Below are 25,705 nucleotides of genomic sequence, written 5' to 3' on the forward strand. Positions count from 1 at the left end.
GTCAGGAACGGGCGCGCCGATTCTTCAAGAGGCGCCACCGACAGCGAAGGAGACCCCGCCATGGGACACCGCGTACTCGTCCTCGGAGCCGGATACGCCGGCCTCACCGCCGCCCGCCGACTCGCCGCCCTGCTGCGCCGCACCGACACCGAGATCACGCTGGTCAACGACCGGCCCCACTTCGTCGAGCGCCTCAGACTCCACCAGGTCGCCGCCGGACAGGACCTGCCTCGCCACGACCTCGCCGGACTCCTGTCCGGAACCGTTGTGCGCCTGCGCATCGCGCGAGTCGCCTCGGTCGACGCCGACGCGCGCACCGTCCTTGCGGACGGTGAGTCCCACGCCTACGACACGCTCGTCTATGCCCTCGGCAGTTCGGCCGCGCCGATGCCCGGCGCGGAGCACGCCTGGAACGCGGTCGCGCCCGACGCCGCGGCGCGCCTGCGCGACCGGCTCGCCCGAACCGTTGCCGGACAACGGGTCCTCGTCGTCGGCGGCGGCCTGACCGGCTTGGAGGTCGCCGCCGAGATCGCCGAGTCCCGACCGGAACTCGCCGTGGCCCTGGCGACCGGCGGCGGCCTGGGCGCCTGGCTCGCGCCCGCCGCCAGGAGGCACCTGCACCGGGGGTTCTGCCGACTCGGCATCGAAGTGCGCGAAGGCGTCAGGGTCGAACGGTTCACCCCCGACGGCGCGCTCAGCGCCGACGGGACCCTGCTGGCGGCGGACCTCCCCATTGCCGCGACCGGGTTCACGGCGAACCCCCTCGCCACCGCGTCCGGCCTGGCGGTCGAGCCCTCGGGCCAAGCGGCCGTTGACGATGCGATGCGCTCGCTCTCCCACCCGGACGTCTACGTCGTCGGGGACGCCGCCTGGGCGATGGGACCCGCCGGGCGGCCGCTGCGCATGTCCTGCTCCTCGGGGATGCCCACCGGCTGGATCGCCGCGGGCGACCTCGCCGCGCGCCTGACCGCCAGGCGCCCGCCGCGCCTGCGGGTGCGGTACTTCCACCAGGCGATCAGCCTCGGCCGCGGCGACGCCGTCGTCCAGTTCGTGACCGCCGACGACAGACCCAAACGCGCCGCCCTGACCGGCGCTGCGGCCGTGAGATACAAGGAGGCCCTCTGCCGCACGGGACTCTGGGCGATGGCGCACGACCTTCCCGCCCGACCGCGCCGATCGGTGAACGCGGACAGGAACGGACCTGGTTCGCGGTGATCGTGGGGTCCCACACCGATTGAAAGGACCCGCCATGACCGCATCGCCTCCCGTCCCGGCCGGATCGAACACCGTGAACCCGTTCCTCCTGGCCGACGGCGCCGCCGCCCTGATCGACTTCCTGATCGAGGTCTTCGGGGCGGAGGACGTCCCCGAAGCCCGCACGCTCGACACCGACGGCCTCGTCCTGCACGCCGAGCTGCGCGTCGGCGATTCACTGCTCACCGTCGCCGACCGCAAACCGCACTGGCCGTTCACTCCTGCGCTCGTCCGCGTCTACGTGGACGACGTGGACGCGGTGCTCGCGCGCGCCGAGAAACTCGGCGGGAAGATCCTCACGCGCCCGACCGACTTCTTCGGCGACACCCTCGCGCGGTTCCAGGACCCGGCCTCGAACCTCTGGTGGGTGTACCGGCACGACCCGAACGCCGTCCAGGACTGGTCGCAGGCCGCGGAGCCGGACGAGGCCGAGGACTGGAGCAGCTTCACCACGCCAGAACTCGAATACATCCATTCGACCTTGGACGAGGCCCTGACGGCCCTCACCGACCCCAGAAAGAAGGACTAAGGCTCCTCGCCGACGTGGGACCGGTGACCCCGCAAGGTCACCGGTCCAGAGCCGTCAGCATGCGCTGCAACATCTCCCGCATCGCGTCCCGATCGGCGTCGCCGAGGTCCACCCGGTACGGAACCCCCTCCGGCAGCCACGAGAGGCCGTACGCGATGTCGCGCACGCTCGCGCCGCCCACCGGCCAGCGCGTCCGCCCCGGCCCCTCGGCTTCCGCCCCCCGCGCCCACTCGCCGAACGCGGCCTCGAACGCCTCGATCGGCATGTCGAGGACCGCGGCCGCGTCCTGCGCGCGGGGCCCCCAGGTCCGAGCAACGGTGATCAGCGCGTCCACTCGCTCAGTCGTCAAGGTGCGCGGCGCGAACGTGACGCGCAGGGGCACGACGGCCCGCACGCGGTCGACGCGGAAGGTCCGCCAGTCGCCGCGGTCCACGTCCCAGCACACCAGGTACCAGTCGCCGCCGATCGGGACGAGCGAGTGGGGCTCGACGCGCCGCTCCTGCCGCTCGCCGCCGGTGGGCGCGTATTCGAGCCGCACCCGCTCGCGGTCGCGGCATGCGAGCGCCAGATCGGTGAGCACGTCTGAGGAGACGCCGCTGTTGTCCGGCATGTGCCGGAACGTCGAGGCCAGGGCGTTCACGCGTCGGCGCAGCCGCGCCGGGAGCACCTGTTCGAGCTTCGCGAGGACCGACAGCGCGAACTCGGCCCCGCGGTGCACGCGGCCCGCCGCCACCAGGCGCAGCCCGATCGCGATCGCGACGGCCTCCTCATCGGACAGCAGCAGCGGCGGCAGCGACGCGCCCGCCGCGAGCCGGTACCCGCCGTGAACGCCCGCGGTCGAGTCGATCCGGTACCCCAGCTCCCGCAGCCGCTCCATGTCCCTCCGCACGGTCCGCACGGTCACCCCGAGTCGCCGAGCAAGCTCGGGCGCGGACCAGTGCCGCTGGGACTGAAGCAGATTGAGCACCAACAGCGCACGACCAGTCGTATCAGACATGCCCCCGATTCTCCCCCGCAACAGTGACAGAACCCGCCCTCATTCCCCCCTACACCCGCCCGGCCAACCCCGCAGCACCGGTTTCCCATCACCCAATGCCCTCAGCAAGCCCCACAGTCCGCCCCGAGACAACAAAAAAGCGGCCATCAAATCGATGACCGCTCTCGCTCACAACGCCGGAACCCCGCCCAGCAACCTCAAATGGTGGAGCTTAGGGGATTCGAACCCCTGACCTTTTCCATGCCATGGAAACGCGCTACCAACTGCGCCAAAGCCCCTTGATTGGCGTTCCAGAGGTCGTAGACCTTGGAACCCGGACCAGTTTACACAGGGTTCGGGAGCGGGGCTGTGGTGGGGTTCGAGATGGGGGTCACGTTGGTGAGCTGGGGGTTTACCAGGGGTACGGGCCGGGGTGGGATTGGGCGGTGATCCAGCGGGTCTCGGTGAACGCCTCGGTGTTGGCGGCGCGGCCGCCGAAGCGGGCGCCGGTTCCGGAGGCGCGGACGCCGCCGAAGGGGGCGTGGGCCTCGTCGCCGACGGTCTGGTCGTTGATGTGGACGATGCCGGTGGGGATGCGCTCCGCCAGGTTCATGGCGCGCATCACGTCGTTGGAGAGGATGCCCAAGGAGAGGCCGTACTCCGAGGCCGCGGCGAGGTGCACCGCCTCGTCCTCGGTCGCGAAGGTGCGGACCGGGGCGACGGGGCCGAAGACCTCCTCGCGCCAGGCCGGGGTGTCGTCGTCGGCGCCGGCCAGGACGGTCGGACGGTAGAAGAGGTCCTCGTACGTGCCGCCGGTGGTGACCCGGCCGCCCGCGGTCACGAGGGCGTGGATCTTCTCGCGCTGGGACGCGTCGATGACCGGGCCCAGGTCGACCTTGTCGGTGAACGGGTTGCCGACAGTCATCGCCTCGGCCTTCGCGGTGAGGGCGTCGACGAACGCGTCGTGGAGGCGCTCGTGGACCAGGTGGCGGCCCGCGGTCATGCAGATCTGCCCCTGGTGGAAGAACGAGCCGAAGGCGGCGGCGCTCGCGGCGGCCTCGACGTCGGCGTCGTCGAGGACCAGGAGCGCGGAGTTCCCGCCGAGCTCCAGGTGGACGCGCTTGAGCAGGCGCCCGCCCGCCTCGGCGACCGCGCGCCCGGCCTTGGTCGAGCCGGTGAAGGAGACGACGCGGATGTTCGGGTCGGTGACGATCGCCTCGCCGACGTCGGGTCCGCCGGGGACCAGGTGGAGGAGGCCCGCGGGCAGGCCCGCCTCCTCGAAGACGCGGGCCATGGCGACGCCGCCGCAGACCGCGGTGCGCGGGTCCGGCTTGAGGACCACGGCGTTGCCGAGGGCCAGGGCCGCGGCCACGGACCGGATGCCGAGGATCAGCGGCGCGTTGAACGGGGCGATGACGCCGACGACACCGGCGGGGACGCGGCGGACCATCGACAGGCGCGGCGACTCCGAGGGGATGACCTCGCCGATCGGGGAGGACGCGAGCGCGGCGGCCTCGTGGCACTCCGCCGAGGCGACGTGGGTCTCGAAGCCCGCCTTCATCGGGACGGCGCCCGACTCGCGCATGAGCCACTCGTGGATCTCGGCCGAGTGGGCCTCGAAGAGGTCGCCGGCGCGGCGCAGGACCGCGGCGCGGACGTGGAACGGTGTTGCGGCCCAGAGGGGTTGGGCCGCGGCGGCGGCGCTCGCGGCGGCCGCGATGTCCGAGGGGGTCGCGACGGCCGCGTGCGCGAGGACCGCGCCGGTCGCCGGCTCGACCACGGGCCGGACGGTCTCGGAGGGGTGCCAGGCGCCGTCGAAGCGGCACGAGTCCCAGATCGAGGGGTCGAGAAGGGATGCGGGGGAAGGGAGTTCGGTTGACATCGTCGTCGCTCCTGTCGGCGTGGGGGAGAGCGTGAGGGCCGAGAGGGTACCGGGGTGTTCGTCTTGCGGATCACTGTTCGGCATGTGAACGCAAGCATCGTATCGGGATCGGGCATGCGAGGCAAGGGGAGCGGCTTCGCGGCCGTTGGAAAACCATAGATGTTCGTGTATGCTTCGTTCGTTCGCATCCCGAACTCCCCTGGAGGAGGCCCATGGCGCGGCTGACCGCCCTCCCCGAAGCCCTCGCCGCCGCCGTCCGGGACGGCGACGCCGTCGCCATGGAGGGCTTCACGCATCTGATTCCGCATGCGGCCGCCCATGAGCTGATCCGTCAGGGCCGCAGGGACCTCACCCTCATCCGCATGACCCCCGACGTCATCTACGACCAGCTCATCGGCGCCGGATGCGCCGCGAAGCTGGTGTTCTCCTGGGGCGGCAACCCCGGCGTGGGGTCTCTGCACCGGCTGCGGGACGCGGTCGAGCACGCCTGGCCCCGCGAACTCGCGATCGAGGAGCACTCCCACGCGGGCATGGTGAACCGCTACGTCGCCGGGGCCTCGGGACTGCCGTTCGCCGTCCTGCGCGGCTACGCCGGAACGGACCTCGTCGACGTCACCGACTCGATCGCCCCGATCACCTGCCCGTTCACCGGCGAGCGGCTGACCGCGGTCTCGGCGCTCAACCCCGACGTGGCCGTGATCCACGCCCAGCGCGCCGACCGCGAAGGGAACGTGCAGCTCTGGGGGATCGTCGGCGCGCAGAAGGAGGCGGTCCTCGCCGCGAGCCGGACGGTCGTGACGGTGGAGGAGGTCGTGGACTCCCTCGAACCCGTCCCCGGCGCGATCCTCCTGCCCCACTGGGTGATCGACTGGGTCTGCGAGGTCCCCGGCGGCGCGTCGCCGTCGTACGCCGCCGGATACACCGAGCGCGACAACGACTTCTACATCGAATGGGACGCCGTCAGCCGCGACCGCGACGCGTTCCGCGCCTGGATCGACGCGAACGTCATGGAGGCCCGGTGAACGACCAGCACCCCCCGAGCGCCGAGGACATGATGACCGTCGCGGCCGCCCGCGCGCTGGACGGGCGCCGGACCTGCTTCGTCGGGATCGGGCTGCCCTCGCTCGCGGCGAACCTCGCCCGCGCGACGTGCGCGCCAGGCATCGTCCTCATCTACGAGTCGGGGACGATCGGCTCCAAACCCGACCGGCCGCCGCTGTCGATCGGCGACGGCTCGCTCGCCGAGACCGCCGACACCGTCGTCTCCAGCGCCGAGATCTTCAACTACTGGCTCCAGCCCGGACGCATCGACGTGGGCTTCCTCAGTGCGGCCCAGATGGACCGGTACGCGAACCTGAACACCACGGTCATCGGCGGATACGCCCGCCCGAAGGTCCGCCTCCCCGGCGCGGGCGGGGCGCCCGAGATCGCCGCGTCCTGCAAGGAGACGATCGTGGTCGTGCGGCACACGCCGCGGATCTTCGTCGACCGGCTCGACTTCACCACCTCCGTCGGCCACGGCGACGGCCCCGGCGCGCGCGAGCGCCTCGGGCTGCGCGGCGCCGGACCCGTCAGGGTCATCACCGATCTCGGTGTGCTCGAACCGGACCCGGGCACCCGGGAGCTGGTGCTCGTCAGCGTCCACCCGGGCGTCGACCCCGAGCGGGCCGTCGCCCGGACCGGCTGGCCCCTGCGCGTCGCCCCGGACCTCGGCACGACCGAGCCGCCCACTCGCGCCGAACTCGACGCCTTGCGCGCCTTGACCTCCTGACCTCTCGAAAGGAGCCCCGACATGGCGGACCTCCTGCGCCGCGACGGCCGCGGCGTCCACCCCGACCGCGACTTCCCCGCGTACAAGTCGACGGCCCTGCGGCACCCGAAGCGACCGCTCGTCCCCCTCCACGACCCGGAGACGGAGCTGACGGCCCCGTTCCTCGGCTCCGGCCCGATCGGGCCGGTGGACGCGGACCTCACCGCCCAGCACGCCGGGGCGCCCCTGGGGGAGCGCATCGTCGTCACCGGGCAGGTGCGCGACGGCAACGGCACGCCGCTCGCCGGGCAGCTCGTGGAGGTCTGGCAGGCCAACGCCTCCGGCCGGTACGCGCAGGCCGAGGACGCGCACGACGCGCCGCTGGACCCGAACTTCACCGGCGTCGGCCGGTGCCTCACCGACGAGCACGGGACCTACCGGTTCACCACGGTCAAACCCGGCCCGTACCCGTGGCGCAACCACGACAAGGCATGGCGCCCCGCGCACATCCACTTCTCGCTGTTCGGCACCGCGTTCGCCGCGCGCCTGATCACGCAGATGTACTTCCCCGGCGACCCGCTCTTCCCCTACGATCCGGTGATGCACTCGGTCACCGACGCGGCCGCGCGCGAGCGCATGGTCGCGGCCTTCGACCTCGACGCCACGGTCGACCAGTGGGCCACCGGGTACCGCTGGGACATCGTCCTGCGCGGCCCGGAGCGGACCGTCTTCGAGACCGACCTCCCGAGTGACGGGGAGGGCTGATGGCGACGCAGGTGCAAGGCCAGGAACAGATCCCGTCCCAGGGCGGGCATCAGGAGCCGAGCGAGCGCCGGTCCCAGGCGCTCACCCCGGGGCAGACCGTCGGGCCGTTCTACGGCTTCGCACTCCCCTACGAGCACGGGCCGGTCATCGTCCCGGGCGGCGCCCTGCACGTCCACGGGACCGTCTTCGACGGCGCGGGCGAACCCGTCCCCGACGCGCTCATCGAAGTGCTGCAAGCCGATCCGCAAGGCCGCGTCGGCGGCCTCTTCGGCCGCTGCTCGACCGCCCCGGCGGGCCGGTTCTCGTTCACGACCGTGCGGCCCGGCGCGACGAGCGACGGCTGCGCGCCCCACCTCGCGGTCATGGTCCACGCCCGCGGCCTGCTCCTCCAGCTCCACACCCGCATGTACTTCCCCGACGAGCCGCGCAACGCCCACGACCCGGTCCTCGCGAAGGTCCCCGACGACCGGCGGCACACCCTCATCGCCGTCGCCGACCAGGACGGCCTCCGCTTCGACATACGCCTGCAAGGGGACGGCGAGACGGGCGAGGGCGAGACGGTGTTCTTCGATGTCTGAGAGGGCGCTGCCCGAGGAGGTTCCGCACCGGTGACCGGACTGTTCGACGCGGTGTTCGCGCGCGGCCGTGCCGCCGACGCGGTCTCGGGGCCCGCCTGGCTCGCCGCGATGGTCCGCGTCGAGGCGGCGCTGGCCGAGGCCGCGGCGGACACCGGGTATGTGGGGCGCGACGCCGCGGACGCGGTCGCCGCGGCCGCCGACCCGGACCGCTTCGACCTCGCCGCGGTCGCGGCCTCGGCGGCGGGCATCGGCAATCCCGTTGCGGGCGTGGTGGAGCGGCTGCTCGAGCTGGTCCCGGAGCGCCACCACGAGGCGATCCACTTCTCGGCGACCAGCCAGGACGTCATGGACACCGCGATGATGCTCGTCGCGAAGGACGCCGTCGCGGCCATCGCGGACGATCTGCGCGCCTGCGAGCACGCGCTGCTCGATCGGATCGTCGAGGAGGAGTGGGAGGCCGAGCCGAGGCTGTGGGCCCGGACGCTGCTCCAGCACGCCGAGCCCATCGGACTCATGGACTTGACCGGCCGGTGGACCGCCGGCATCGCCCAGGCGCGTCGCGCGATCGAGGACCTGGAGTTCCCCGGCGTGCTGGCGGGGCCGGTGGGCCGCAGCTGGTCCAAGCGCATGATCCCCGAGAAGGACCTGCGCGCGCATGTCATGCGGCGCCTCGGCATCGACCCGTCCCAGCACCTTGGGCACACCGCGCGCGGGCCGGTGGTGCGGATCGGCGCCGCCGCCGCCGAAGCGGCCGGGGCCTGCGGCAAGGTCGCGGTCGACGTGATCCTGCTGAGCCAGAACGAGATCGGCGAGGTCGGCGAGGGCCGACCGGGCGGCTCGACGTCGATGCCGCACAAGCGCAACCCGGTCGCCGCGACGTGCGCCCGGGCCTGCGCGGCCCGTACGCCGGGCCTCGTGGCGACCCTGTTCGCGGCGATGCCGCAGGAGCTCCAGCGCTCGCCGGGACTGTGGCACACCGAGTGGGAGACGCTCTCGGACCTGCTGCGGCTCACGGGGTCCGCGGCGGTCTGGCTGCGCGAATGCCTGGAAGGGCTCGAATTCCACCCCGAAGCGATGGAGCGCAACCTGCGGGAGGCCGAAGGATGATCACCCACTACGAGATCGACGGCGACGGGCCGCCGCTCGTGCTCGTCAACTCGCTCGGTACGACGATGGAGATGTGGCGACCGCAGGTCACGCCGCTCGGCGCCCGGTTCCGGCTGGTGCGATTCGACAACCGCGGTCACGGCGGCACGCCGTACGGCGTGCCGGGCGGCTTGCTGGACGGCGCTTCCGGTGGACCGGCGGGCGGCGTGCCAGGCGGCTTTCCGCACGGTGCGCCCGGCGGACCGCCGAGCGGCGCCGGTCGCTCGTCTGCCGGCGTTGACCGCTCAGACTACGACGTCGACCGGCCGCCCACCGGTGGTGACCACGCAAGCCACGGCGCCGACCGCGAAGGCCGCGGCGCTGACTCGCCGTTCACCGTGGACGACCTCGCGGGCGATGTCGCGGATCTCCTCGACCACTTGGGGATAGAGCGGGCCCACGTCGCGGGCGTCTCGCTCGGCGGGGCGGTCGCGATGCGGCTGGCCGTGACCCGTCCCGAGCGCGTCGACCGGCTCGTGCTCATCTCGACCGCCGCGCGGATCGGGACCCTGGAGGGGTGGACCAAACGCGCAGCGGTGGTGCGGGCCGATGGGTGCGCGTCGATCAGCGGAGCCGCGATGGGGCGGTGGTTCTCGTCGGCGTTCATCGAGGACCAGTCCGACACGGTCGCCGCGTTCCGACAGCGCTTCGACGACTGCGACCGCGAGGGATACGCCGCCTGCTGCGAAGCCTTGGGCGCCATGGACCAGCGGGCCGACCTGGCCCGGATCGCCGCGCCCGCGCTCGTCGTCGCCGGGACCGCCGACGAGGTCACGACCCCCGCCGACGCGGCGTTCCTCGACGAGCACCTCCCCGACTCGCGCGTGCTCCTCGCTGAGGGCGCCAAGCACCTGCTCACCGCCGAGCGGCCCGACTGGTTCAACCGGGCGGTCGTCGAGTTCCTGGAAGGAGACCGGTCGTGACGGTTCCCGAAGGCGAGCGGGTCCGCCGGGCCGTCCTCGGCGACGCCCACGTCGACCGCTCCAACGCCGCCCGCACTGGCTTCGACCGCGATTTCGGCGAGTTCATCACCGAGTACGCCTGGGGCGGCGTGTGGTCCAGGCCCGGCCTCGACACCCACACGCGGCGACTGCTCACCATCGGCGTCCTGTGCTCGCTCGGGTGCGAGGATGAGCTCGTGATGCACGTCCGCGCCGCCCTCGCGGACGGCGTCACCGCCGATGAGGTGAAGGAGGTCCTCCTCCACACCGCGGTCTACGCCGGCCTGCCCCGCGCGAACCGCGCGTTCCACCTCGCGGGCCCCCTGGTCGCGGAGCACATCGAGCGCACCGACGCGGAGGACACCGCCGGACCGGACCCCGCTTCCGACCCCCGTTCCGACGAGCGCGGCTGAGGCCGCGGCGGCCGGGCACGGATAGGGTGGATTCCATGCAGGAGACCCCGGACAGCGACGAGGCGGCGACGAGCGCGCCCCGCAACTCCGACTATGTGCAGACCCTCGCGCGCGGGCTCGCCGTCATCCGGTCGTTCTCGGCCGAGCGGGAGGCGATGACCCTCAGCGAGGTCGCCAAGGAGACCGGGCTGACCCGCGCGACCGCGAGGCGCTTCCTCCTGACGCTCACCGAACTCGGGTACGTGCGCTTCGACGGCCGCTACTTCGCGCTCACACCGCGGGTCCTGGAGCTCGGGTTCGCGTACCTGTCGAGCCTGTCGCTCCCGGAGATCGCGCAGCCGCACCTGGAGCGGCTCGTCGCCGAGGTGCAGGAGTCGGCGTCGGTCGCGGTCCTCGACGACACCGACATCGTGTACGTCTCCCGCGTTGCGACGCAGCGGATCATGCGCGTCTCGATCAACATCGGCACCCGCTTCCCGGCCGCGTCCACGTCAATGGGGCGGGTGCTGCTCGCGGACCTGCCGGGGTACCGGCTGGACGAGATGCTGGAGTCGGCGGAGCTGACGGCGTTCACGTCGCACACGATCACCGACACCGGGCAGCTCCGCGAGGAGCTCGACCGGGTGAAGGCGCAGGGTTGGGCGTTCGTCGACCAGGAGCTGGAGGAGGGGCTGCGGTCGATCGCGGTGCCGATCCGGGACCAGTGGGGGAAGGCCGTCGCGGCCGTGAACGTCTCCTCGCACGCCAGCCGCACCGACCTCGACAAGGCCCGCCGCGACCTGCTGCCGCCGCTCCTCGTGACGGCCGCGCGCATCCTCGCGGACATGGCGATCCAGTTCGGCTGATCCGAACGGCGGTTCGCCGTCCACCGGCGGTCTTCCGCCTTCCGGTGGAGGCATGGGCCGGGGCTTCCACCTGTCGCAGTATGGGAAGTTCATTCGTTTTACGGTGGTACGGCATAACACGCGCCAATAGCGTTGCGGCATGCGCAAATCACTCTCCTTCGCCGGTGCCTTCGCACTCGCGCTCATCGCGCTCCCCGCCTCCGCCGGCGCGGCGCCCTCCGATGGGCTCGACGACGACCTGCTCGACCAGAAGCTCCAGCAGCTCTACGACGCGGCCGACCACTCCGTGACCGCGGAGGTGCGCCTCGGCGACGACGTCTGGTCGGAAGCCATGGGCACCAGGAAGATCGACGGGTCGGGCGGCAGGGTTGACGAGGACGACCGGGTCCGGATCGCCAGCCTCACCAAGTCGATGGTCTCGGCCGTGCTCCTCCGGCTCCAGTCCGAGGGCGAGGTGGACCTCGACGCGACGATCGGCGACTACCTGCCGGGGCTCCTCCCGTACGAGGACGAGCCGACCATCCGCCAGATCATGCAGCACACCGGCGGGCTGCGCGACTACTTCTCCTACCTCTACCCCTCGCTCATGGAGAGCGACATGAGCGACTTCTACGCGAACTACCGGAACGACTACGAGCCGGAGGAGCTCATCGCGATGAGCACCGCCGACCCGCTGCTGTTCGAGCCGGGTACCGGCTACGCCTACTCGAACACCGGCTACATGGCCCTGGGTCTGCTCATCGAGCACATCACCGGCGAGGAGCTGCGCGAGGTCCTCGACGAGCGGGTCTTCGAACCGGCCGACCTGGACGACACGTACCTGCCGAAGGACGGCACGTGGGGCATCCGGGGCGCGAACCCGGTGCCGTACATGACGACCGGTGAGGCCGACGACCCGTACTTCGACTCCATGAGGCTCTCCCATGACCAGATGTGGGCGGCCGGAGGAGTGATCTCCACTATGGAGGACGTGAACGATTTCTACGACGCGCTGCTCGACGGCACGCTCCTGGATGACGCGGAGCTGGCCCAGATGACCGAGTTCGTCGGCGGCGGCGACCAGGGCCTGGCCTACGGGCTGGGACTGGTCGGGCTCCAGCCCGGCTGCCCTGACGACCCCGAGGAGGTCTTCGTCGGCCACACCGGTGGCGGCCTGGGGCACATGACGTACTCGTTCCACTCCGTCGACGGCGACCGGCAGGCCACGTTCACCTGGAACATCGACGACCGCCACGCCGCGGCCGACCCCGCCGAGCTGAACTGGGCGCTCGCCTCGCTCCTCACCGCCGGACTGTGCGGCACCGACCCGGGGGCGATGCCGACCGGCGCCGAGGAGCTGGCCCGGGCGCTGACCGCCGGCCCCGAGTCCGAAGCCCCGCTGGTCCTCAGCTGAGCAGGGCCGCAGCGTAACCGGACCGACCGCGTCCGAGTCGGCGGCCTGAGGCCCGTCCTGCGATGAGCAGGACGGGCGCTAGGTCGCTTCGACGACGACCGCGATCCCTTGGCCGACGCCGATGCACAGCGCCGCCATGCCGTACCGTCCGCCGTCGCGGCGCAGCCGCCACGCGAGGGTCGCGAGGAGCCGTGCGCCGGAGCAGCCGAGCGGGTGGCCGATCGCGATGGCGCCGCCCTGCGGGTTGACGATCGCGGGGTCGAGGCCGGGCCAGGACGCCAGGCACGCGAGCGACTGCGCCGCATAGGCCTCGTTGAGCTCCACGGTGTCGAGGTCGGTCCAGCCGATCCCGGCGCGTTCGAGCGCGCGTTCGGCGGCGGCGACCGGGCCGATGCCGTACCGGTGCGGCTCGACGGCGGTGACCGCGCGGGACACGATGCGCGCCAAGGGGCGGCCGTGTTCCTCGGCGGCCCGCTCGCCGCCGAGGAGGAGCGCGGCGGCGCCGTCGCTGAGGGTGCTGGCGTTCCCGGCGGTGACGGTGCCGTTGGGGCGGAACGCGGTCCGGAGCCCGGCGAGGACTTCGGGGGTGGTCGCGGGGCGGATCGCCTCGTCGCGGTCGAGCTCGGGGAGGGGCAGGATCTCGTCGGCGAAGGCCCCGGACTCCCAGGCGGCGTGGGCGAGGCGGTGGCTGCGGGCCGCGAAGGCGTCCTGGGCGTCGCGGGTGATGCCGAACTCGTCGGCGAGGATCTCGGCGCCCTCGCCGAGGCTCACGGTCCACTGCGGGTCCATGGCGGGGTTGACGAGGCGCCAGCCGAGGGCGGTGTCGGCGAGTTCGAGTCCGCCGCGCGGGAACGGCTTCTCGGTCTTCGGGAGGACCCACGGGGCGCGGCTCATCGACTCGACGCCCCCTGCGACGACGAGGTCGGCGTCGCCGCACTCGATCGCGCGGGCCGCGGCGACGACGGCCTCGGCGCCGGAGCCGCAGAGGCGGTTGACGGTGGTGCCGGGAACGGTCGCGGGGAGCCCGGCGAGGAGCACGGCCATGCGGGCGACGTTGCGGTTGTCCTCGCCCGCGCCGTTGGCGTTGCCGAGGACGACGTCGCCGATGGCGGCCGGGTCGAGGCCGCTCTGGCGCGCGACGAGGCCGCCGATCGCCTTGGCGGCCAGGTCGTCGGGGCGGACCTTCGCGAGCGCGCCGCCGTGGCGGCCGATCGGGGTGCGGACGGCGTCGAGGATGAAGGCGGTGCTCACGGCGGCCCCAGGGTTCGCGGAGGAGGTCCATTTTCAGTGTGCGCAGGATGAAACTATGTGCACATTGCGAACATTAGTGAACCAGAGGGAGGTTCGCAAGAGGCGTTAAGAGCTAAAGGTGGCGGCCGTCCCTAGCCCCCACCCTCCCAGAAGGGGAACGTAGCGCCCAGGTTTGCGCGGGGGTCCGACAAAAACCCTGCCCCGCAGGGGTTTTGTCACCCGATCGGGTGTCGGTGGCCTTCGCCACCGTGAGGGAGGGGCGGGGTCGTGGGAAAGGGGCGGGACGGGTCCGACTGGGCCGGAAACGAGCGGGCCGGACGATCCGCAGAGCGGATCGTCCGGCCCGGACAGGCGTGATCGGCCTCGGCTAGTCCCAGCTCAGGCCCGGCGCGTAGCGGCGGGGGCGGAGTTTGGCGATGAGTTGGGCGGCGACGTCGAAGAGGCGGCCGGTGGAGCCGGGCGGGCCGACGAGTTGGACGGTGGCGGGGGCGCCGTCGGAGCGCATGCCGACCGGGACGACCAGCGCGGGGAGCCCGGCGAGGCTGAACGGGGCGGTGAACGAGGCGGCCGAGGCGAGGTGGGTGACGTTGGAGCGCAGGGTCTCCAGCGACCACTCCTTCGCGGCCGGGGGCGCGGCGGGCAGGCCCGGGGTGATGAGGACGTCGTAGTCCTCCAGGTCGAACCAGTCCTCCAGGTGCCGCCGGACGCGGTTGCCGTCGCCGAGGACGCCGCCGAAGAGCCCGCCGAGGTAGGTGCGTTCGCCCACGGCCACAAGGCGCTTGGTGCGCCGCTGGAGCCCGTCGGGGCCGCATTTGAGGCTGCGGAGATAAGCGGCGCAGGTCCAGGCGCCGGAGGACGCGGGGGTGAGGCGGGCGCCGAAGCGGGGCTTGGCGCGGAAGGTGTCGTGGCCGAGGTCGGTGAGGGACCGGACCGCTTTGAGGAGCCACTTGGTGGCGTCGTCGTCGACGCGGGCCGGGAGCGGCGCGGAGTTCGTGGCGGCGATGCGCAGGCGCCCCGGGTCGCCGGTGGAGCGGGGCGAGCGGTGCGTCAGGGCCGCATAGGCCAGCGCCGCGTCGTCCACTGTGGTCGCCATGACGCCGACGTGGCCGCCGAGCCAGTGCTCGGGGTCGGCGTTGATGTCGGCGGGGACGTGCTCGGGGCTGTAGGCGACGATGCCGCAGGCCGCGGCGGCGGTGCGGACGCCGCCCGCGGAGCCGGGGCCGTCGAGGCCGATGCCGATGGGGGCGGCGCCGGTGGCGACCGCGAGGGCGGCGCCGCCGGAGGGGCCGCCGATGCCGCGGTCGGGGCGCCAGGGGTTGGCGGGGACGTTGCCGTCGTCGTCGGTGGCGGGCCACAGCCCCAGCTCGGAGGAGCGCCCGAAGGCGACGACGACCGCGCCGGCGCCGCGGATGCGCTGCACCGCACGGTGGTCGGTGTCGGCGATCGGGAGGACCGCGGCGTTGGAGCCGAGGCGCGGGGCGTGCCCGGTGACCGGGAGCTGCTCGCAGACGGCGACGGGGACGCCCGCCGCGAGGAGGGCTTCGCGGTTCTCGATGTCGTCGACGGCGGCGGCCTCGGCGAGCGACTCGATCTTGCGGACCCCGGTGAGGGCGGCGTCGGCCTCGCGGTGGTCCTCGATGCGGCGCAGATGGTGGTCGACGACGACCGAGGCGTCCGCGTCGCCGCGCCGGACCGCCTTCGCTATCTGCTGCGCAGTGGTTCCCGACCAGCTCACTGATCGTCCTTTCTCGCGGGGGACTGGGGCTCTACCGGGGGGAGAGGACGGTCAGCCGAGCGCCTGGCGCAGGTCGGCCAGGAGGTCGTCGGCGTCCTCGATGCCGACCGACAGGCGCACGAGGTCCGCGGGGACCTCCAGGGCGCTGCCGGCGACCGAGGCGTGGGTCATGCGCCCCGGGTGCTCGATGAGGGACTCCACGCCGCCGAGGGACTCGCCGAGCGTGAACACCTCGGTGCGGGCGCAGACGTCGACCGCGGCCTGCTCGCCGTCCTTGTGGCGGAAGGAGATCATGCCGCCGTAGCGCTTCATCTGCTTGCCCGCGACGTCGTGCCCGGGGTGCTCGGCGAGGCCGGGGTAGCGGACCTCGGCGATCTTCGGGTGGCCCGCGAGGAACTCGGCGACGCGTTCGGCGTTGTCGCAGTGGCGGTCCATGCGCACGCCGAGGGTCTTGACGCCGCGGAGGGTGAGGAACGCGTCGAACGGTCCGGCGACGGCGCCCATGGCGTTGTGGTGGAACGCGATCGCGTCGGCGAGTTCGGCGTCGCGGACGACGGCGGCGCCGCCGACGACGTCGGAGTGGCCGCCGATGTACTTGGTGGTGGAGTGGACGACGACGTCGGCGCCGAGCGCGAGCGGCTGCTGGAGGTACGGGCTCGCGAACGTGTTGTCCACGACCAGGATCGCGCCATGGCGGTGGGCGATGTCGGCGATCTGCTCGATGTCGGCGATGTTGAGCAGCGGGTTGGTGGGGGTCTCGACCCACACCATCTTCGTGCCCTCGCTCATGCACGCGGTGAGCGCGGCGAGGTCGGTGATCGGGGCGGCGGTGTACCGCAGGCCCCAGCGGGTCGCGACCTTGTCGAACAGGCGGAACGTGCCGCCGTAGGCGTCGTCGGGGATGACGACGTGGTCGCCGGGGGCCAGGAGCGCCCGCAGGATCGCGTCCTCGGCGGCGAGGCCGGAGGCGAACGCGAACGCGCGCGTGCCGCCCTCGATCGCGGCGAGGCAGGTCTCCAGCGCGGTCCGGGTCGGGTTGCCCGACCGGGAGTACTCGTAGCCGCCGCGCAGGCCGCCGACCCCGTCCTGCTTGTAGGTGGAGGTCGCGTAGATCGGCGGAACTACCGCGCCCGTCAGCGGATCCGGCTCCTGACCGGCGTGGATGGCGCGTGTGGAAAACCCGTGACCGTCATGCATGTCCCTAAGCTAGCCGACGCGAGTACCACTGGCTATGGATAGGCGCGCTATCGTGCAGACGACACTTACCACTTCCTTGCTTAGGAGATGCCTCATGGGCTTCGACGAAGTACACAAGATGGACATCACCGGCGACGGTGTCGACGAGACGGTCGGCGTGCGCCGCAACGGAGACGGGTCGGTCGAGTACCACGTGGACGTCGACGGCGACGGCACCGCGGACCTCCTCGCGGTCGACACCGACGGCGACGGGGTCATCGACCACGTCCTGATCGACCACGACGGGGACGGCAAGTACGACACCGCCGCGGTGGACGCGGACGGCGACGGCGAGCTCGACGCGGTCGCGGAGAAGTAGCCCCCGGGAGGCGAAAGGCCCCCTCGGGACCGCTTCGGCAGGAGCCGCCACCAGACTTCGCATCGCGGGTCGCCCCGGTCAGGGGCGGCCCGCGGTCGCGTTCGGGGCCTTACCGGCCGCGCTCGGCGTCGGAGCGCTCGACGCAGAACTCGTTGCCTTCGGGGTCGCGCATGGTGACCCACCCGGTGCCGTCGGCTTTCCGGTGGTCGTCGTGGACGGTCGCGCCGAGGGCGATGAGCCGGTTCACCTCCTCGTCGCGCGTGGTATCGGGGGAGATGTCAAGGTGCAGGCGGTTCTTGACGGTCTTGCCCTCGGGGACGTTGATGAAGAGGAGCCCCGGGCTGCCGCCGCCGGGGCCGATGAAGTTCTCCTCTTCGTCGGGCTTGTTGGGGTAGTCGGGGTTCTCGGTGTAGCCGGTGACCGCCTTCCAGAACTTCGCGAGCTCGTAGCCGTCGCGGGCGTCGAAGGTGAACTGGTTGATTTTCGAGACCATCGCCTCACCGTAGCCGCAGGCGCCGACACGTGGCACCCGTTATCCCCGCGTGACAGACTTGCCGGATGAGCATCACGCACCCGGTCCTGAAGCACCCCATCGAAGGCGCGCCCGGCCCCGACGCCGCCGTCGCCTACTTCGGCATGGGCTGCTTCTGGGGCGCCGAACGCCTGTTCTGGCGCGTCCCCGGCGTGTGGACGACCTCCGTCGGCTACATGGGCGGCAACACCGAGAAGCCCTCCTACGAGGAGGTCTGCACGGGCCTGACCGGCCACGCCGAGGCCGTCAAAGTCGTCTACGAGCCCGACAAGGCCGACTACGAGGACCTCCTCAAGGTCTTCTGGGAGAACCACGACCCGACCCAGGGCATGCGGCAGGGCAACGACATCGGCAGCCAGTACCGGTCCGTCATCTACACGACGACCCCGGAGCAGCAGGCCGCCGCCGAGGCGAGCAAGCGGGCGTTCGCGCCGATCGTCTCCGCAGCCGGGCTCGGCGCGATCACCACCGCGATCCTCCCCGCCGGCCCCTACTGGCTCGCCGAGGAGTACCACCAGCAGTACCTGCACAAGAACCCGAACGGGTACTGCAACCACGGCCCCAACGGCCTCTCGTGCCCCGTCGGCGTCGTCAAGGCCCAGACCGACGTCGAGCCGCCCCGCGCCGGCTGACGCGCCTCCCCTGAGCGGCCGGGCGCGGCGGTTACGCTGCCCGGGCCGCCCGGCCCGGTCGGCCCACGGACCTGGAGCCGCCATGACCCGCACCGCCGTCCTCCTGTTCACCCGCGACCTGCGCGTCCACGACAACCCGGCGCTGGCCGCGGCCTGCCGGGACGCCGACCGCGTCGTCCCCCTCTACGTGGACGACCCCGCCCGCGAGTCGAACCGGAACCAGCGGCGGTTCCTCCTCGAATCCCTGGACGACCTGCGGAAGTCCCTGCGCGACCTCGGCGGCGACCTCGTGCTCCGCGCCGGGGACACCGCCGAGCAGGTCGCGGCCGTCCGCAAGGACACCGGCGCCGACCTCGTCGTCTGCGCCTCCGACGCCGGGAGGTTCGCCACCGCGCTGCTGGAGCGCCTCGGTGAGGACGCCGATCTGCACGTGACGCCCGGCCCGGCCGTGGTCGAGCCCGGGCGGCTCCTGCCCAGCGGCGGCGGCGACCACTACAAGGTCTTCACCCCGTACTGGCGCGCCTGGTCGCAGGTCCGCTGGCGCGAGACCGCCGCCGAACCGGACGGCCTGCGCGTCCCCGACCTGCCCGACTCCCACGACCTCGCGCCCGCCGAACCCACCGCCACCGACCTCCCGCCCGGCGGCGAGCGCGCCGGTCTCGCCCGCCTCGACGAGTGGGCCCCCGACTCCGGCGACTACGGCGCGCGCCACGACGACCTCGCCGGGGACCGCACCTCCCGCCTCAGCCCCTACCTGGCGCTCGGCTGCCTCTCGGCCCGCGCCGTCGCCGAGGACCCGCGCGTGAGCGAGGACTTCGTCCGCCAGATGTGCTGGCGCGACTTCCACCTCCAGGTCCTCGCCGCGTTCCCCGCGCTCACCGACACCCCGTACCGCAAGGGCGCCAACGACGTCTGGGACGCCGACCTCACCGCCCTCGAAGCGTGGAAGACCGCGACCACCGGGGTCGGCATCGTCGACGCCGGGATGCGCCAGCTCCACACCGAGGGCTGGATGCACAACCGCGCCCGCCTCATCACCGCCGGATACCTCGTCAAGACCCTCGGCCTCGACTGGCGCGACGGCGCCGCCCACTTCGCCGCGCACCTGGTCGACCTCGACGAGGCCAACAACTGGGGCAACTGGCAGTGGACGGCCGGGACCGGGAACGACACCCGCCCCAACCGCGGCTTCAACCACGAGCGGCAGGCCGGCCGCTTCGACCCCGAAGGGGCCTACCGGGACCGCTGGTCGCGGGCCTGATCCTGCGCCTCGGCGCTCACGGTCTTCATCGTCTCCGTGCTCACCTTCAGGAACCGGGCCACGACCTCCCGCTCCTCGGGCGTGAACCCGGTCCACGACTGGGCGAACGCCATCGCGAGCGGCGTGAACAGGTGCCGGTTCGCCTCCACGGCCGCCTCCGGGACCTCCAGGGCCACGCGGCGGCGGTCGCCCGCCGGGCGCGCCCGCTCGACGTGCCCGAGCGCTTCGAGCCGGTCGATGAGCGCCGTCGTCGCCGACGGGGACAGCCCCAGCTCCTTCGCGAGCGAGGAGGGCGACATGGGGACGCCGAGGCGGGCCGCCTCCAGGATGACCGCGAGCGCGTTGACGTCGGTGCGGTGCAGCCCGTGCTTGGCGCCGAAGCGCTCCGCGTACCGGTCCGACTCGACGGTGAGGTTCTGGAGCAGCCGCGACAGGTCCCTGTCGGTGGGTCCGCCACCGTCGGTGCCGTGGGTCATACGCGCCGTCCTATCCGAGTCCGTGGTCCAGATGCAGTTTACTATTTCGATCATCGAAATATTCGCCGATGGAATCATCGGTTCGCCGCGACGCGAGGAGACTCCCACATGGCACCCGAACGACCGCGACCCGTCCGCCGATTGCGCTGGCTGATCCCCGCGCTCCTCGCGCTCGCGTGGCTCGCCCTGGGCGCGTTCGCCGGGCCCTACGCCGGGAAGCTCAGCGAGGTCGCCAGCAACGACGGGTCCGCGTTCCTCCCGTCCTCCGCGGAGTCCACCGAGGTCATCGAGCTGCGCAAGGCGTTCGACGACACCGAGGCCGTCCCCGCGGTCGTCGTCGCCGAACGCGACGGCGGCCTCAGCGCCGACGACCTCGCCTACCTCGACGCCGCGAGCGCCGCCCTCGCGGCGCTCCCGTTCAATGCCGGGCCGCCGATCCCGCCGCAGCTCTCCGGCGAGGACCCGCCGGAGGCCGCGCAGCTCATCGTCCTCATCGACAGCGGCACCGACGACGCGGACGCCGTCGCCGAGATCCGCGAGGTCCTCGCCCAGGACCGGCCCGACGGCCTCGACGTCCTCGTCACCGGCCAGGCCGCGCTCGGCGCCGACCTCGGCGAGGCGTTCGGCGGCGTCGACGGCCTGCTGCTCCTCGTGGCCGCCGCCGTCGTCGCGGTGATCCTCGCGCTCGTCTACCGCTCCCCGCTCCTGCCCGTCCTGGTGCTCCTGTCCTGCGGGTTCGCGCTCGCGGTCGCCAGCGCCGCGGTCTACTGGCTCGCCGACAACGGCGTCGTGGACCTGAACGGCCAGAGCCAGGGCATCCTGTCGATCCTCGTGTTCGGGGCCGCGACGGACTACGCGCTGCTCCTGGTGGCGCGCTTCAAGGAGGAGCTCGACGCGGGCGGCGACCGGTTCGCGGCCGTGCGCCGGGCCCTGCGCGGCACGATCGAGCCGATCGCGGCGTCCGCGGGGACCGTGGTCCTCGGCGTGCTGTGCCTGCTGTTCAGCCAGCTCGAATCGAACCGCGGGCTCGGCCCGGTCGCGGCGATCGGCATCGGCGGGTCGTTCCTCGCCGCGGTGACGTTCCTGCCCGCGATGCTGGCGCTGTTCGGGCGGGCCGCGTTCTGGCCGCGCCGGGTCGGGGCCGGGCGCGCGCGGCCCTCGCGGCTGTGGGCGAACGTGGCGGTGCTCGTCTCCCGCCGCCCCCGCACGGTGTGGGCGGTGACGGCCGCCGGGCTGGCGGTCGCGGCCGCGTTCACGGTGCAGCTCAAGGCGGACGGCACGTCGCAGACCGACGTGTTCCTCACCGACGTGGACTCGGTCGCGGGCCAGGAGGTCCTCGCCGACCACTTCGACGCGGGCTCGGGCGCCCCGGCGGTGATCATCGCGAACGAGTCGTCCCTCGACGCGGTCGTGGCGGCGGCGCAGGTCGACGGGGTCGCCTCCGTGGCGCCCTCGGTCGACCAGGCAGGCCAGGTCCGCACGGTGGACGGGCTCGTGGAGATCGAAGCGGTCCTTGAGGACGCGCCCGACTCCGACGCCGCCGTGGACACTGTGGAGCGGCTGCGGGACGCGGTCCACGCCGTGGACGGCGCCGACGCGCTCGTCGGCGGCCCGACCGCGATCCAGCTCGACACGCTCCTGACCTCGGAGCGCGACCGGGCGGTCATCATCCCGATCGTGCTCGCCGTGATCCTGCTGGTGCTCATGCTCCTGCTGCGGTCCATCGTGGCCCCGCTGCTGCTCACCGCGACGGTGGTCCTGTCCTTCGGTGCGACCATGGGCGTCTCGGCCCTGGTGTTCAACCACCTCTTCGGGTTCCCCGGCGCCGATCCGACGGTGGTCCTCTTCGGATTCGTGTTCCTCGTGGCCCTGGGCATCGACTACAACATCTTCCTGATGACGCGGGTCCGCGAGGAGTCCGCGCGGCTCGGCACGCGGGCCGGGACGGTCCGGGGCCTGGTCGCCACCGGCGGGGTCATCACCTCCGCTGGGGTGGTCCTCGCGGCGACGTTCTCGGCGCTCGCGGTCCTGCCGATCCTGTTCCTCGCGCAGATCGCGTTCGTCGTCGCCTTCGGGGTGCTCCTCGACACCGTGATCGTCAGGTCCCTGCTGGTCCCGGCGCTGACGATCGACATCGGCAAGGCCGTCTGGTGGCCGTCCCGGCTCGCCCGGGTAAGGCCCCTCAGCCGAAAGTAAGGGACCTGAGGCCGCTGAGGCCCGGAAGTAAGGGGTGTAAGGCCGTCTTCGACGCGGACGCCTGATGCCCCGCACCGGGCCTCAGCACCAGTATTGGTGTCAGGCCGGAAACGCCGGCCCACGATACCGAAGGAACGAAGATGAACGACTTCGACCTGCACTACCTGCACTACGCCCGCTCCGAGGAGCTCCGCCAGGAGGCCGAGAACGAGCGCCAGGCCCGCCGCCTCCTCAAGGCCGCGAAGGAGACCCGCCGCGCCGGGACGCACGTCCGCCACGGCGGCGTCGCCGACCGCGTCGCCCGGGCCCTGGGCCTGCGCCACGAGGACGGGCACGCCGAGGCGGTCGCCGCCTCCGCCGAAACCGACCGGGCCGCCGTGTCCTAAGGGCGTGTCATGATTGCAGACATGCCGCGCCTAGGTTCCGACCTCCCGCTCTTCGCACGCGACGCCGAGCTCGCCGCGCTGCGCGACGCGCTCGACGCCGCGAAGAACGGAAGGCCCGCGACCGTCCTGGTCTCGGGGGACGCGGGGGTCGGGAAGACCCGGCTCCTCCACGAGTTCAACGACAACGCCGGTGACGGTGTCCTCACCGTCACCGGCCACTGCCTCGACACGGCCGACTCCGCACTCCCCTACCTCCCCTTCGCCGAGATCACCGGCACCCTCGCCCGCGACCAGCCCGAGCTCGTCGCCGCCCACCCCGGCCTGCGCCCCCTCCTCCCCGGCCACCCCGCCTCCGACGGCGACCTCGGCCGCCTCGGCCTGTTCGAGGCGTTCCACGCCGCGCTCGCCGACCTCGCCGCCGACCGCACCGTCGTCCTCACCCTCGAAGACCTCCACTGGGCCGACCGCTCCAGCCGCGACCTCCTGGCGTTCCTCACCTCCCGCCTCACCGGCCAGCGCCTCCTCATCCTCGGCTCCTACCGCGCCGACGCCGTCCACCGCGGCCACCCCCTCCGCCCGCTCCTGGCCGAGCTCGTGCGCCTCCCCGCCGTCCAGCGCCTCCAGATCGACCCGTTCGACTCCCAGCACGCCGCCGACTTCGTGCGCGAGCTGAACACCGGGCTCGACGAGGTCATCGTCTCCAAGATCGCCGCCGCCTCCGAGGGGAACGCGTTCCTCGCCGAGGAGCTGGCCGCGGCCGAGACCCACACCGTCACGTTCGAGCTCGCGGAGGTCCTCCTGGCCCGCCTCGAACGCCTCCCCGAAGCGTCCCGGCAGGTCGTGCGCCTCGCGTCGGTCCTGGGCCGGCGCTTCACGTACGCGCGGCTGAACGCCGCCGCCTGGTCGATGCTCGACGAGAACGGCCTGCGGCACGAGCGCGAGCTCGACGAGGCCCTGCGGGCCGCGATCTCGCACGGCATCATCGTGCAGAAGAGCGCCGACACGTACGCGTTCCGCCACGCCCTCCTCGGCGAGGCCGTCTACTCCGACCTCCTTCCGGGCGAGCGGATCAGGTACCACCAGAAGATCGCCGAGTCCCTCGCCGGGGACCACGGCAAGGGCGCCGAGGCCGAGCTCGCGCACCACGCCTACGAGTCCGGGGACCTGCGCTGCGCCCTGAGCGCGTCGGTGCGCGCCGCCGACGAGGCCGTGGAGCTCGCCGCGCCCGCCGAGGCCCTCCTGCACCTCGAACGGGCCCTGGCCCTGTTCGAGCGGGTCCCGGCCCCGCAGCGGCCCGTCGGGATCACCGAGCTGAAGCTGACCACTCGCGCCGCCGCGAACGCCGACGCCTCGGGCGAGATCAAACGCGCCCAGTCGTACTCGGCGGCGGCCGTGCGCCTCGCGGACGCCTCCGGGGACCCTATCCTCGGCGCGTCCACGCGCCGCAAGTACGCCAAGCACCTCCTCACCATCGAGGGCGACGAGGCGCAGGCGCACCGGGTCGCCTGGGAGGCTTGGGAACTCGTCAAGGACGAGGGCCCGCGCGCGGTGAAGGCGTGGGCGCAGGCCGTCGTCGCCCGCACCGTCTACGCCAACCGGCACCACGAGGACGCCGACATGTGGACCGCCGCGGCCATCGCCACCGCCGACGAGGTCATCGCGGGCTCCGCGGACTTCGACGAGACGTGCGCCGCGCGCGCCGCGAAGGCCGACGCGATCATCACCGACACCAAGGCCGCGTTCCGCCGCGGCGACCTGTCCGCCGAGGAGACCATCGCCCGCAACGACGAGGCCCTGGAACTGGTCCGCGGCCTCGACTGGCACGAGGTGGAGCTGCGCGGCCACTTCAACAACGGCCTGGTCCTCGTGGAGACCGCGCGCCTCGCCGAGGCGCTCGTGCACTTCGACCGCGGCATGGCGCGGGGCCGGCGCACCGGCGACCAGTGGAGCGGCTTCGGCGTGGAGATCGCGGTCCGCCAGGTCATCTGCAACTACATGCTGGGCCGCTGGGGCGACGTCGACGCGAACGGCGAGATGGCCTCCAGCGTCCTCCCCGGCGTCGTCCTCACCCGCCTCGCCGCGGCCGTCCTCCTCGTCGACGTGGCCCGCGGCCGCTTCGAGACCGCCGAGCGCCGCCTCGACTACCTCGCCGACCGGTGGCAGATCGACGGCCAGGTCCTCGCCCTCGCGACCCTGTGCGGCGCCGAACTCGACCGCTGGCGCCACCGGCCCGCCGACGCGCTGCGCCGCGTCGAGCGCGCCACCGAGCTCATGACCCGCATGCCGGGCTACTACCTCGCGGGGGTGTCGGTGTGCGCCGCCGGAGTGGGCGCCGCCGCCGACCTCGCCCACTCGCTGCGCCGCGACGGCGACACCTCGGGCGCCAAGGACGCGGTCGCCGCGGGCGAGCGCCTCGCCGAGCGCGGCCGGTTCTTCCTCGAACACGGCCAGCCGCTCTCCTCGAACCTCGGCCCCGAAGGGGTCGCCTGGGCCGCGCAGCTCGAAGCCGAGGCCACGCGCCTGTACGGCGACGGCGACGCCGAGAAGTGGCGCGCGGCCGCCGACGCGTTCGACTACCGGATCGCCCTCGCCGCCGAGAACCCCGCGGCCGCAACCGAACCCGCGGCCGACCCGGTCCCGCGCCTCACCGACTCCGAGCGCCTGGACCTGGCCCTGACCGACCCGCTCGCCTCCTCGGCCCTCGCGATTATCGAGCGCGGCCCCGCCGCGCCCGCGCAGGACTGGGCCGAGCCGTACCGCCAGGCGTACGCCCGCTGGCGCCTCGCCGAGGCGCTCCTCGCCTCCCCGGGTGCCGACGCCCGCCTGAAGGCCGCGGAGGCCCTCGTCGCCGCGAAGCGCACCGCGATCGAACTCGGCGCCGAACCGCTCCGCAAGGAGCTGTGCGCGCTCGCCGAGCGGGCCCGCCTCGACACGGCCATGCCCACCTCGACCCCGTTGACCCCCAGGGAACTCGGGGTCCTGCGCCTGGTCGCCCGCGGCCTCACGAACCGCCAGATCGGCGCCGAGCTGTTCATCTCCGAGAAGACCGTGAGCGTCCACCTTTCGCGTGCCATGGCGAAGCTCGAAGTGGCCGGCCGCGCCGCCGCGGTGAACGCCGCCCACATCCGCGGCTACCTCGCCGAGGAGTGAGACCCGCGCCGTTCCATCCGTAAGTATCGATACTGAAGGTTGACTCCGGCGGGCCGCGT

At 72.8% G+C, this 25,705-nt stretch carries 24 protein-coding genes and 1 tRNA gene; 17 read left to right on the forward strand and 8 right to left on the reverse strand.

The features are described 5' to 3' along the window. Positions 1 to 60 precede the first annotated feature (60 nt). Entirely contained in the window at positions 61 to 1,215 is a 1,155-nt protein-coding gene (locus AB0A65_RS05865) for an FAD-dependent oxidoreductase (protein ID WP_359946867.1), read from the forward strand. A gap of 34 nt (positions 1,216 to 1,249) precedes the next feature. Beyond that, complete coding sequence (locus tag AB0A65_RS05870) at positions 1,250 to 1,783, forward strand: VOC family protein (RefSeq protein WP_359946870.1); 534 nt, start codon at positions 1,250 to 1,252, stop codon at positions 1,781 to 1,783. Between the two features lie 37 nt (positions 1,784 to 1,820). Here the strand turns inward: AB0A65_RS05870 and AB0A65_RS05875 are convergent, their stop codons facing one another. From AB0A65_RS05875 to AB0A65_RS05885, 3 genes are all read right to left on the reverse strand, one after another. Continuing rightward, the gene (locus AB0A65_RS05875; protein ID WP_359946873.1) at positions 1,821 to 2,780 is read right to left on the reverse strand and encodes a YafY family protein; all 960 of its coding nucleotides are present in this window, start codon (positions 2,778 to 2,780) and stop codon (positions 1,821 to 1,823) included. Between the two features lie 202 nt (positions 2,781 to 2,982). Next, a tRNA-Ala gene (locus AB0A65_RS05880) sits at positions 2,983 to 3,058 on the reverse strand. A 113-nt stretch (positions 3,059 to 3,171) separates the two neighbouring features. Next, positions 3,172 to 4,641, reverse strand: coding sequence for an aldehyde dehydrogenase family protein (locus AB0A65_RS05885; RefSeq protein WP_359946876.1), 1,470 nt, complete (start codon positions 4,639 to 4,641; stop codon positions 3,172 to 3,174). Positions 4,642 to 4,853: 212 nt separating this feature from the next. Here AB0A65_RS05885 and AB0A65_RS05890 point away from each other — a divergent pair, with 212 nt between their 5' ends. From AB0A65_RS05890 to AB0A65_RS05930, 9 genes are all read left to right on the forward strand, one after another. Then, complete coding sequence (locus AB0A65_RS05890) at positions 4,854 to 5,663, forward strand: CoA-transferase (RefSeq protein WP_359946879.1); 810 nt, start codon at positions 4,854 to 4,856, stop codon at positions 5,661 to 5,663. A 29-nt stretch (positions 5,664 to 5,692) separates the two neighbouring features. Continuing rightward, positions 5,693 to 6,412, forward strand: a complete 720-nt coding sequence (locus AB0A65_RS05895; protein ID WP_359947212.1) for a CoA-transferase — start codon at positions 5,693 to 5,695, stop codon at positions 6,410 to 6,412. 21 nt (positions 6,413 to 6,433) lie between these two features. Further along, a complete protein-coding gene (gene pcaH / locus AB0A65_RS05900) occupies positions 6,434 to 7,156 on the forward strand; it encodes a protocatechuate 3,4-dioxygenase subunit beta (RefSeq protein WP_359946882.1) in 723 nt (240 codons plus the stop codon). After that, a complete protein-coding gene (gene pcaG / locus AB0A65_RS05905) occupies positions 7,156 to 7,734 on the forward strand; it encodes a protocatechuate 3,4-dioxygenase subunit alpha (protein ID WP_359946885.1) in 579 nt (192 codons plus the stop codon). Before pcaH ends, pcaG begins: the two co-directional genes overlap by 1 nt. Positions 7,735 to 7,764: 30 nt before the next feature. After that, positions 7,765 to 8,841 (forward strand): lyase family protein, encoded by a 1,077-nt coding sequence (locus AB0A65_RS05910; protein ID WP_359946887.1) that lies wholly within the window; start codon positions 7,765 to 7,767, stop codon positions 8,839 to 8,841. Next, positions 8,838 to 9,803, forward strand: coding sequence for an alpha/beta fold hydrolase (locus AB0A65_RS05915; RefSeq protein ID WP_359946890.1), 966 nt, complete (start codon positions 8,838 to 8,840; stop codon positions 9,801 to 9,803). Before AB0A65_RS05910 ends, AB0A65_RS05915 begins: the two co-directional genes overlap by 4 nt. After that, complete coding sequence (gene pcaC / locus AB0A65_RS05920; protein ID WP_359946893.1) at positions 9,800 to 10,234, forward strand: 4-carboxymuconolactone decarboxylase; 435 nt, start codon at positions 9,800 to 9,802, stop codon at positions 10,232 to 10,234. Before AB0A65_RS05915 ends, pcaC begins: the two co-directional genes overlap by 4 nt. 35 nt (positions 10,235 to 10,269) lie before the next feature. Beyond that, a complete protein-coding gene (locus tag AB0A65_RS05925; RefSeq protein ID WP_359946895.1) occupies positions 10,270 to 11,079 on the forward strand; it encodes an IclR family transcriptional regulator C-terminal domain-containing protein in 810 nt (269 codons plus the stop codon). Between the two features lie 139 nt (positions 11,080 to 11,218). Further along, a complete protein-coding gene (locus AB0A65_RS05930) occupies positions 11,219 to 12,472 on the forward strand; it encodes a serine hydrolase domain-containing protein (RefSeq protein WP_359946898.1) in 1,254 nt (417 codons plus the stop codon). 78 nt (positions 12,473 to 12,550) lie between these two features. On the opposite strand, the gene AB0A65_RS05935 is transcribed toward AB0A65_RS05930, so the two are convergent. The 3 genes from AB0A65_RS05935 to AB0A65_RS05945 form a co-directional block, all read right to left on the reverse strand. Continuing rightward, on the reverse strand, positions 12,551 to 13,723 hold the full coding sequence (locus tag AB0A65_RS05935) for a thiolase family protein (protein ID WP_359946901.1): 1,173 nt from the start codon (positions 13,721 to 13,723) through the stop codon (positions 12,551 to 12,553). 367 nt (positions 13,724 to 14,090) lie between these two features. Continuing rightward, positions 14,091 to 15,458, reverse strand: coding sequence for an amidase family protein (locus AB0A65_RS05940; RefSeq protein ID WP_359946904.1), 1,368 nt, complete (start codon positions 15,456 to 15,458; stop codon positions 14,091 to 14,093). Positions 15,459 to 15,509: 51 nt separating this feature from the next. After that, positions 15,510 to 16,655: a cystathionine gamma-synthase gene (locus AB0A65_RS05945; protein WP_359946906.1), complete on the reverse strand. Its 1,146-nt coding sequence runs from the start codon at positions 16,653 to 16,655 to the stop codon at positions 15,510 to 15,512. Between the two features lie 94 nt (positions 16,656 to 16,749). Here AB0A65_RS05945 and AB0A65_RS05950 point away from each other — a divergent pair, with 94 nt between their 5' ends. Further along, positions 16,750 to 17,013, forward strand: coding sequence for a hypothetical protein (locus AB0A65_RS05950; RefSeq protein WP_359946909.1), 264 nt, complete (start codon positions 16,750 to 16,752; stop codon positions 17,011 to 17,013). Positions 17,014 to 17,122: 109 nt separating this feature from the next. Here the strand turns inward: AB0A65_RS05950 and AB0A65_RS05955 are convergent, their stop codons facing one another. After that, complete coding sequence (locus AB0A65_RS05955; RefSeq protein ID WP_359946912.1) at positions 17,123 to 17,506, reverse strand: VOC family protein; 384 nt, start codon at positions 17,504 to 17,506, stop codon at positions 17,123 to 17,125. A 65-nt stretch (positions 17,507 to 17,571) separates the two neighbouring features. Between AB0A65_RS05955 and msrA the strand changes: the two genes are divergently transcribed. Beyond that, positions 17,572 to 18,177 (forward strand): peptide-methionine (S)-S-oxide reductase MsrA, encoded by a 606-nt coding sequence (gene msrA, locus AB0A65_RS05960; protein ID WP_359946915.1) that lies wholly within the window; start codon positions 17,572 to 17,574, stop codon positions 18,175 to 18,177. A gap of 82 nt (positions 18,178 to 18,259) precedes the next feature. Next, a complete protein-coding gene (locus AB0A65_RS05965; protein ID WP_359946918.1) occupies positions 18,260 to 19,438 on the forward strand; it encodes a deoxyribodipyrimidine photo-lyase in 1,179 nt (392 codons plus the stop codon). Here AB0A65_RS05965 and AB0A65_RS05970 read toward each other — a convergent pair. After that, complete coding sequence (locus AB0A65_RS05970; RefSeq protein ID WP_359946921.1) at positions 19,411 to 19,914, reverse strand: MarR family transcriptional regulator; 504 nt, start codon at positions 19,912 to 19,914, stop codon at positions 19,411 to 19,413. The genes AB0A65_RS05965 and AB0A65_RS05970 overlap by 28 nt on opposite strands. 108 nt (positions 19,915 to 20,022) lie before the next feature. On the opposite strand from AB0A65_RS05970, the gene AB0A65_RS05975 reads away from it, so the two are divergent. From AB0A65_RS05975 to AB0A65_RS05985, 3 genes are all read left to right on the forward strand, one after another. Beyond that, positions 20,023 to 22,110, forward strand: a complete 2,088-nt coding sequence (locus tag AB0A65_RS05975; protein WP_359946923.1) for an efflux RND transporter permease subunit — start codon at positions 20,023 to 20,025, stop codon at positions 22,108 to 22,110. A gap of 140 nt (positions 22,111 to 22,250) precedes the next feature. Next, positions 22,251 to 22,496 carry a hypothetical protein gene (locus AB0A65_RS05980; protein ID WP_359946926.1) on the forward strand — a complete coding sequence of 82 codons (246 nt, stop codon included), beginning with the start codon at positions 22,251 to 22,253 and terminating at the stop codon, positions 22,494 to 22,496. A 21-nt stretch (positions 22,497 to 22,517) separates the two neighbouring features. Further along, the gene (locus tag AB0A65_RS05985) at positions 22,518 to 25,646 is read left to right on the forward strand and encodes an AAA family ATPase (protein WP_359946929.1); all 3,129 of its coding nucleotides are present in this window, start codon (positions 22,518 to 22,520) and stop codon (positions 25,644 to 25,646) included. The last annotated feature ends 59 nt before the right edge of the window (positions 25,647 to 25,705 follow it).

The sequence above is a fragment of the Glycomyces sp. NPDC047010 genome, assembly GCF_040644205.1.
In the GTDB taxonomy this organism is placed as follows: Bacteria; Actinomycetota; Actinomycetes; order Mycobacteriales; family Micromonosporaceae; genus Glycomyces.

What these genes read in the sequence shown, in the direction of transcription:
- AB0A65_RS05865 (WP_359946867.1), top strand. Translation starts at nt 61, where the DNA reads ATGGGACACCGCGTACTCGTCCTCGGAGCCGGATACGCCGGCCTCACC.
- AB0A65_RS05870 (WP_359946870.1), top strand. Translation starts at nt 1,250, where the DNA reads ATGACCGCATCGCCTCCCGTCCCGGCCGGATCGAACACCGTGAACCCG.
- AB0A65_RS05875 (WP_359946873.1), bottom strand. Translation starts at nt 2,780, where the DNA reads ATGTCTGATACGACTGGTCGTGCGCTGTTGGTGCTCAATCTGCTTCAG.
- AB0A65_RS05885 (WP_359946876.1), bottom strand. Translation starts at nt 4,641, where the DNA reads ATGTCAACCGAACTCCCTTCCCCCGCATCCCTTCTCGACCCCTCGATC.
- AB0A65_RS05890 (WP_359946879.1), top strand. Translation starts at nt 4,854, where the DNA reads ATGGCGCGGCTGACCGCCCTCCCCGAAGCCCTCGCCGCCGCCGTCCGG.
- AB0A65_RS05895 (WP_359947212.1), top strand. Translation starts at nt 5,693, where the DNA reads ATGATGACCGTCGCGGCCGCCCGCGCGCTGGACGGGCGCCGGACCTGC.
- pcaH (WP_359946882.1), top strand. Translation starts at nt 6,434, where the DNA reads ATGGCGGACCTCCTGCGCCGCGACGGCCGCGGCGTCCACCCCGACCGC.
- pcaG (WP_359946885.1), top strand. Translation starts at nt 7,156, where the DNA reads ATGGCGACGCAGGTGCAAGGCCAGGAACAGATCCCGTCCCAGGGCGGG.
- AB0A65_RS05915 (WP_359946890.1), top strand. Translation starts at nt 8,838, where the DNA reads ATGATCACCCACTACGAGATCGACGGCGACGGGCCGCCGCTCGTGCTC.
- AB0A65_RS05925 (WP_359946895.1), top strand. Translation starts at nt 10,270, where the DNA reads ATGCAGGAGACCCCGGACAGCGACGAGGCGGCGACGAGCGCGCCCCGC.
- AB0A65_RS05930 (WP_359946898.1), top strand. Translation starts at nt 11,219, where the DNA reads ATGCGCAAATCACTCTCCTTCGCCGGTGCCTTCGCACTCGCGCTCATC.
- AB0A65_RS05945 (WP_359946906.1), bottom strand. Translation starts at nt 16,655, where the DNA reads ATGCATGACGGTCACGGGTTTTCCACACGCGCCATCCACGCCGGTCAG.
- AB0A65_RS05950 (WP_359946909.1), top strand. Translation starts at nt 16,750, where the DNA reads ATGGGCTTCGACGAAGTACACAAGATGGACATCACCGGCGACGGTGTC.
- AB0A65_RS05955 (WP_359946912.1), bottom strand. Translation starts at nt 17,506, where the DNA reads ATGGTCTCGAAAATCAACCAGTTCACCTTCGACGCCCGCGACGGCTAC.
- msrA (WP_359946915.1), top strand. Translation starts at nt 17,572, where the DNA reads ATGAGCATCACGCACCCGGTCCTGAAGCACCCCATCGAAGGCGCGCCC.
- AB0A65_RS05965 (WP_359946918.1), top strand. Translation starts at nt 18,260, where the DNA reads ATGACCCGCACCGCCGTCCTCCTGTTCACCCGCGACCTGCGCGTCCAC.
- AB0A65_RS05970 (WP_359946921.1), bottom strand. Translation starts at nt 19,914, where the DNA reads ATGACCCACGGCACCGACGGTGGCGGACCCACCGACAGGGACCTGTCG.
- AB0A65_RS05975 (WP_359946923.1), top strand. Translation starts at nt 20,023, where the DNA reads ATGGCACCCGAACGACCGCGACCCGTCCGCCGATTGCGCTGGCTGATC.
- AB0A65_RS05980 (WP_359946926.1), top strand. Translation starts at nt 22,251, where the DNA reads ATGAACGACTTCGACCTGCACTACCTGCACTACGCCCGCTCCGAGGAG.
- AB0A65_RS05985 (WP_359946929.1), top strand. Translation starts at nt 22,518, where the DNA reads ATGCCGCGCCTAGGTTCCGACCTCCCGCTCTTCGCACGCGACGCCGAG.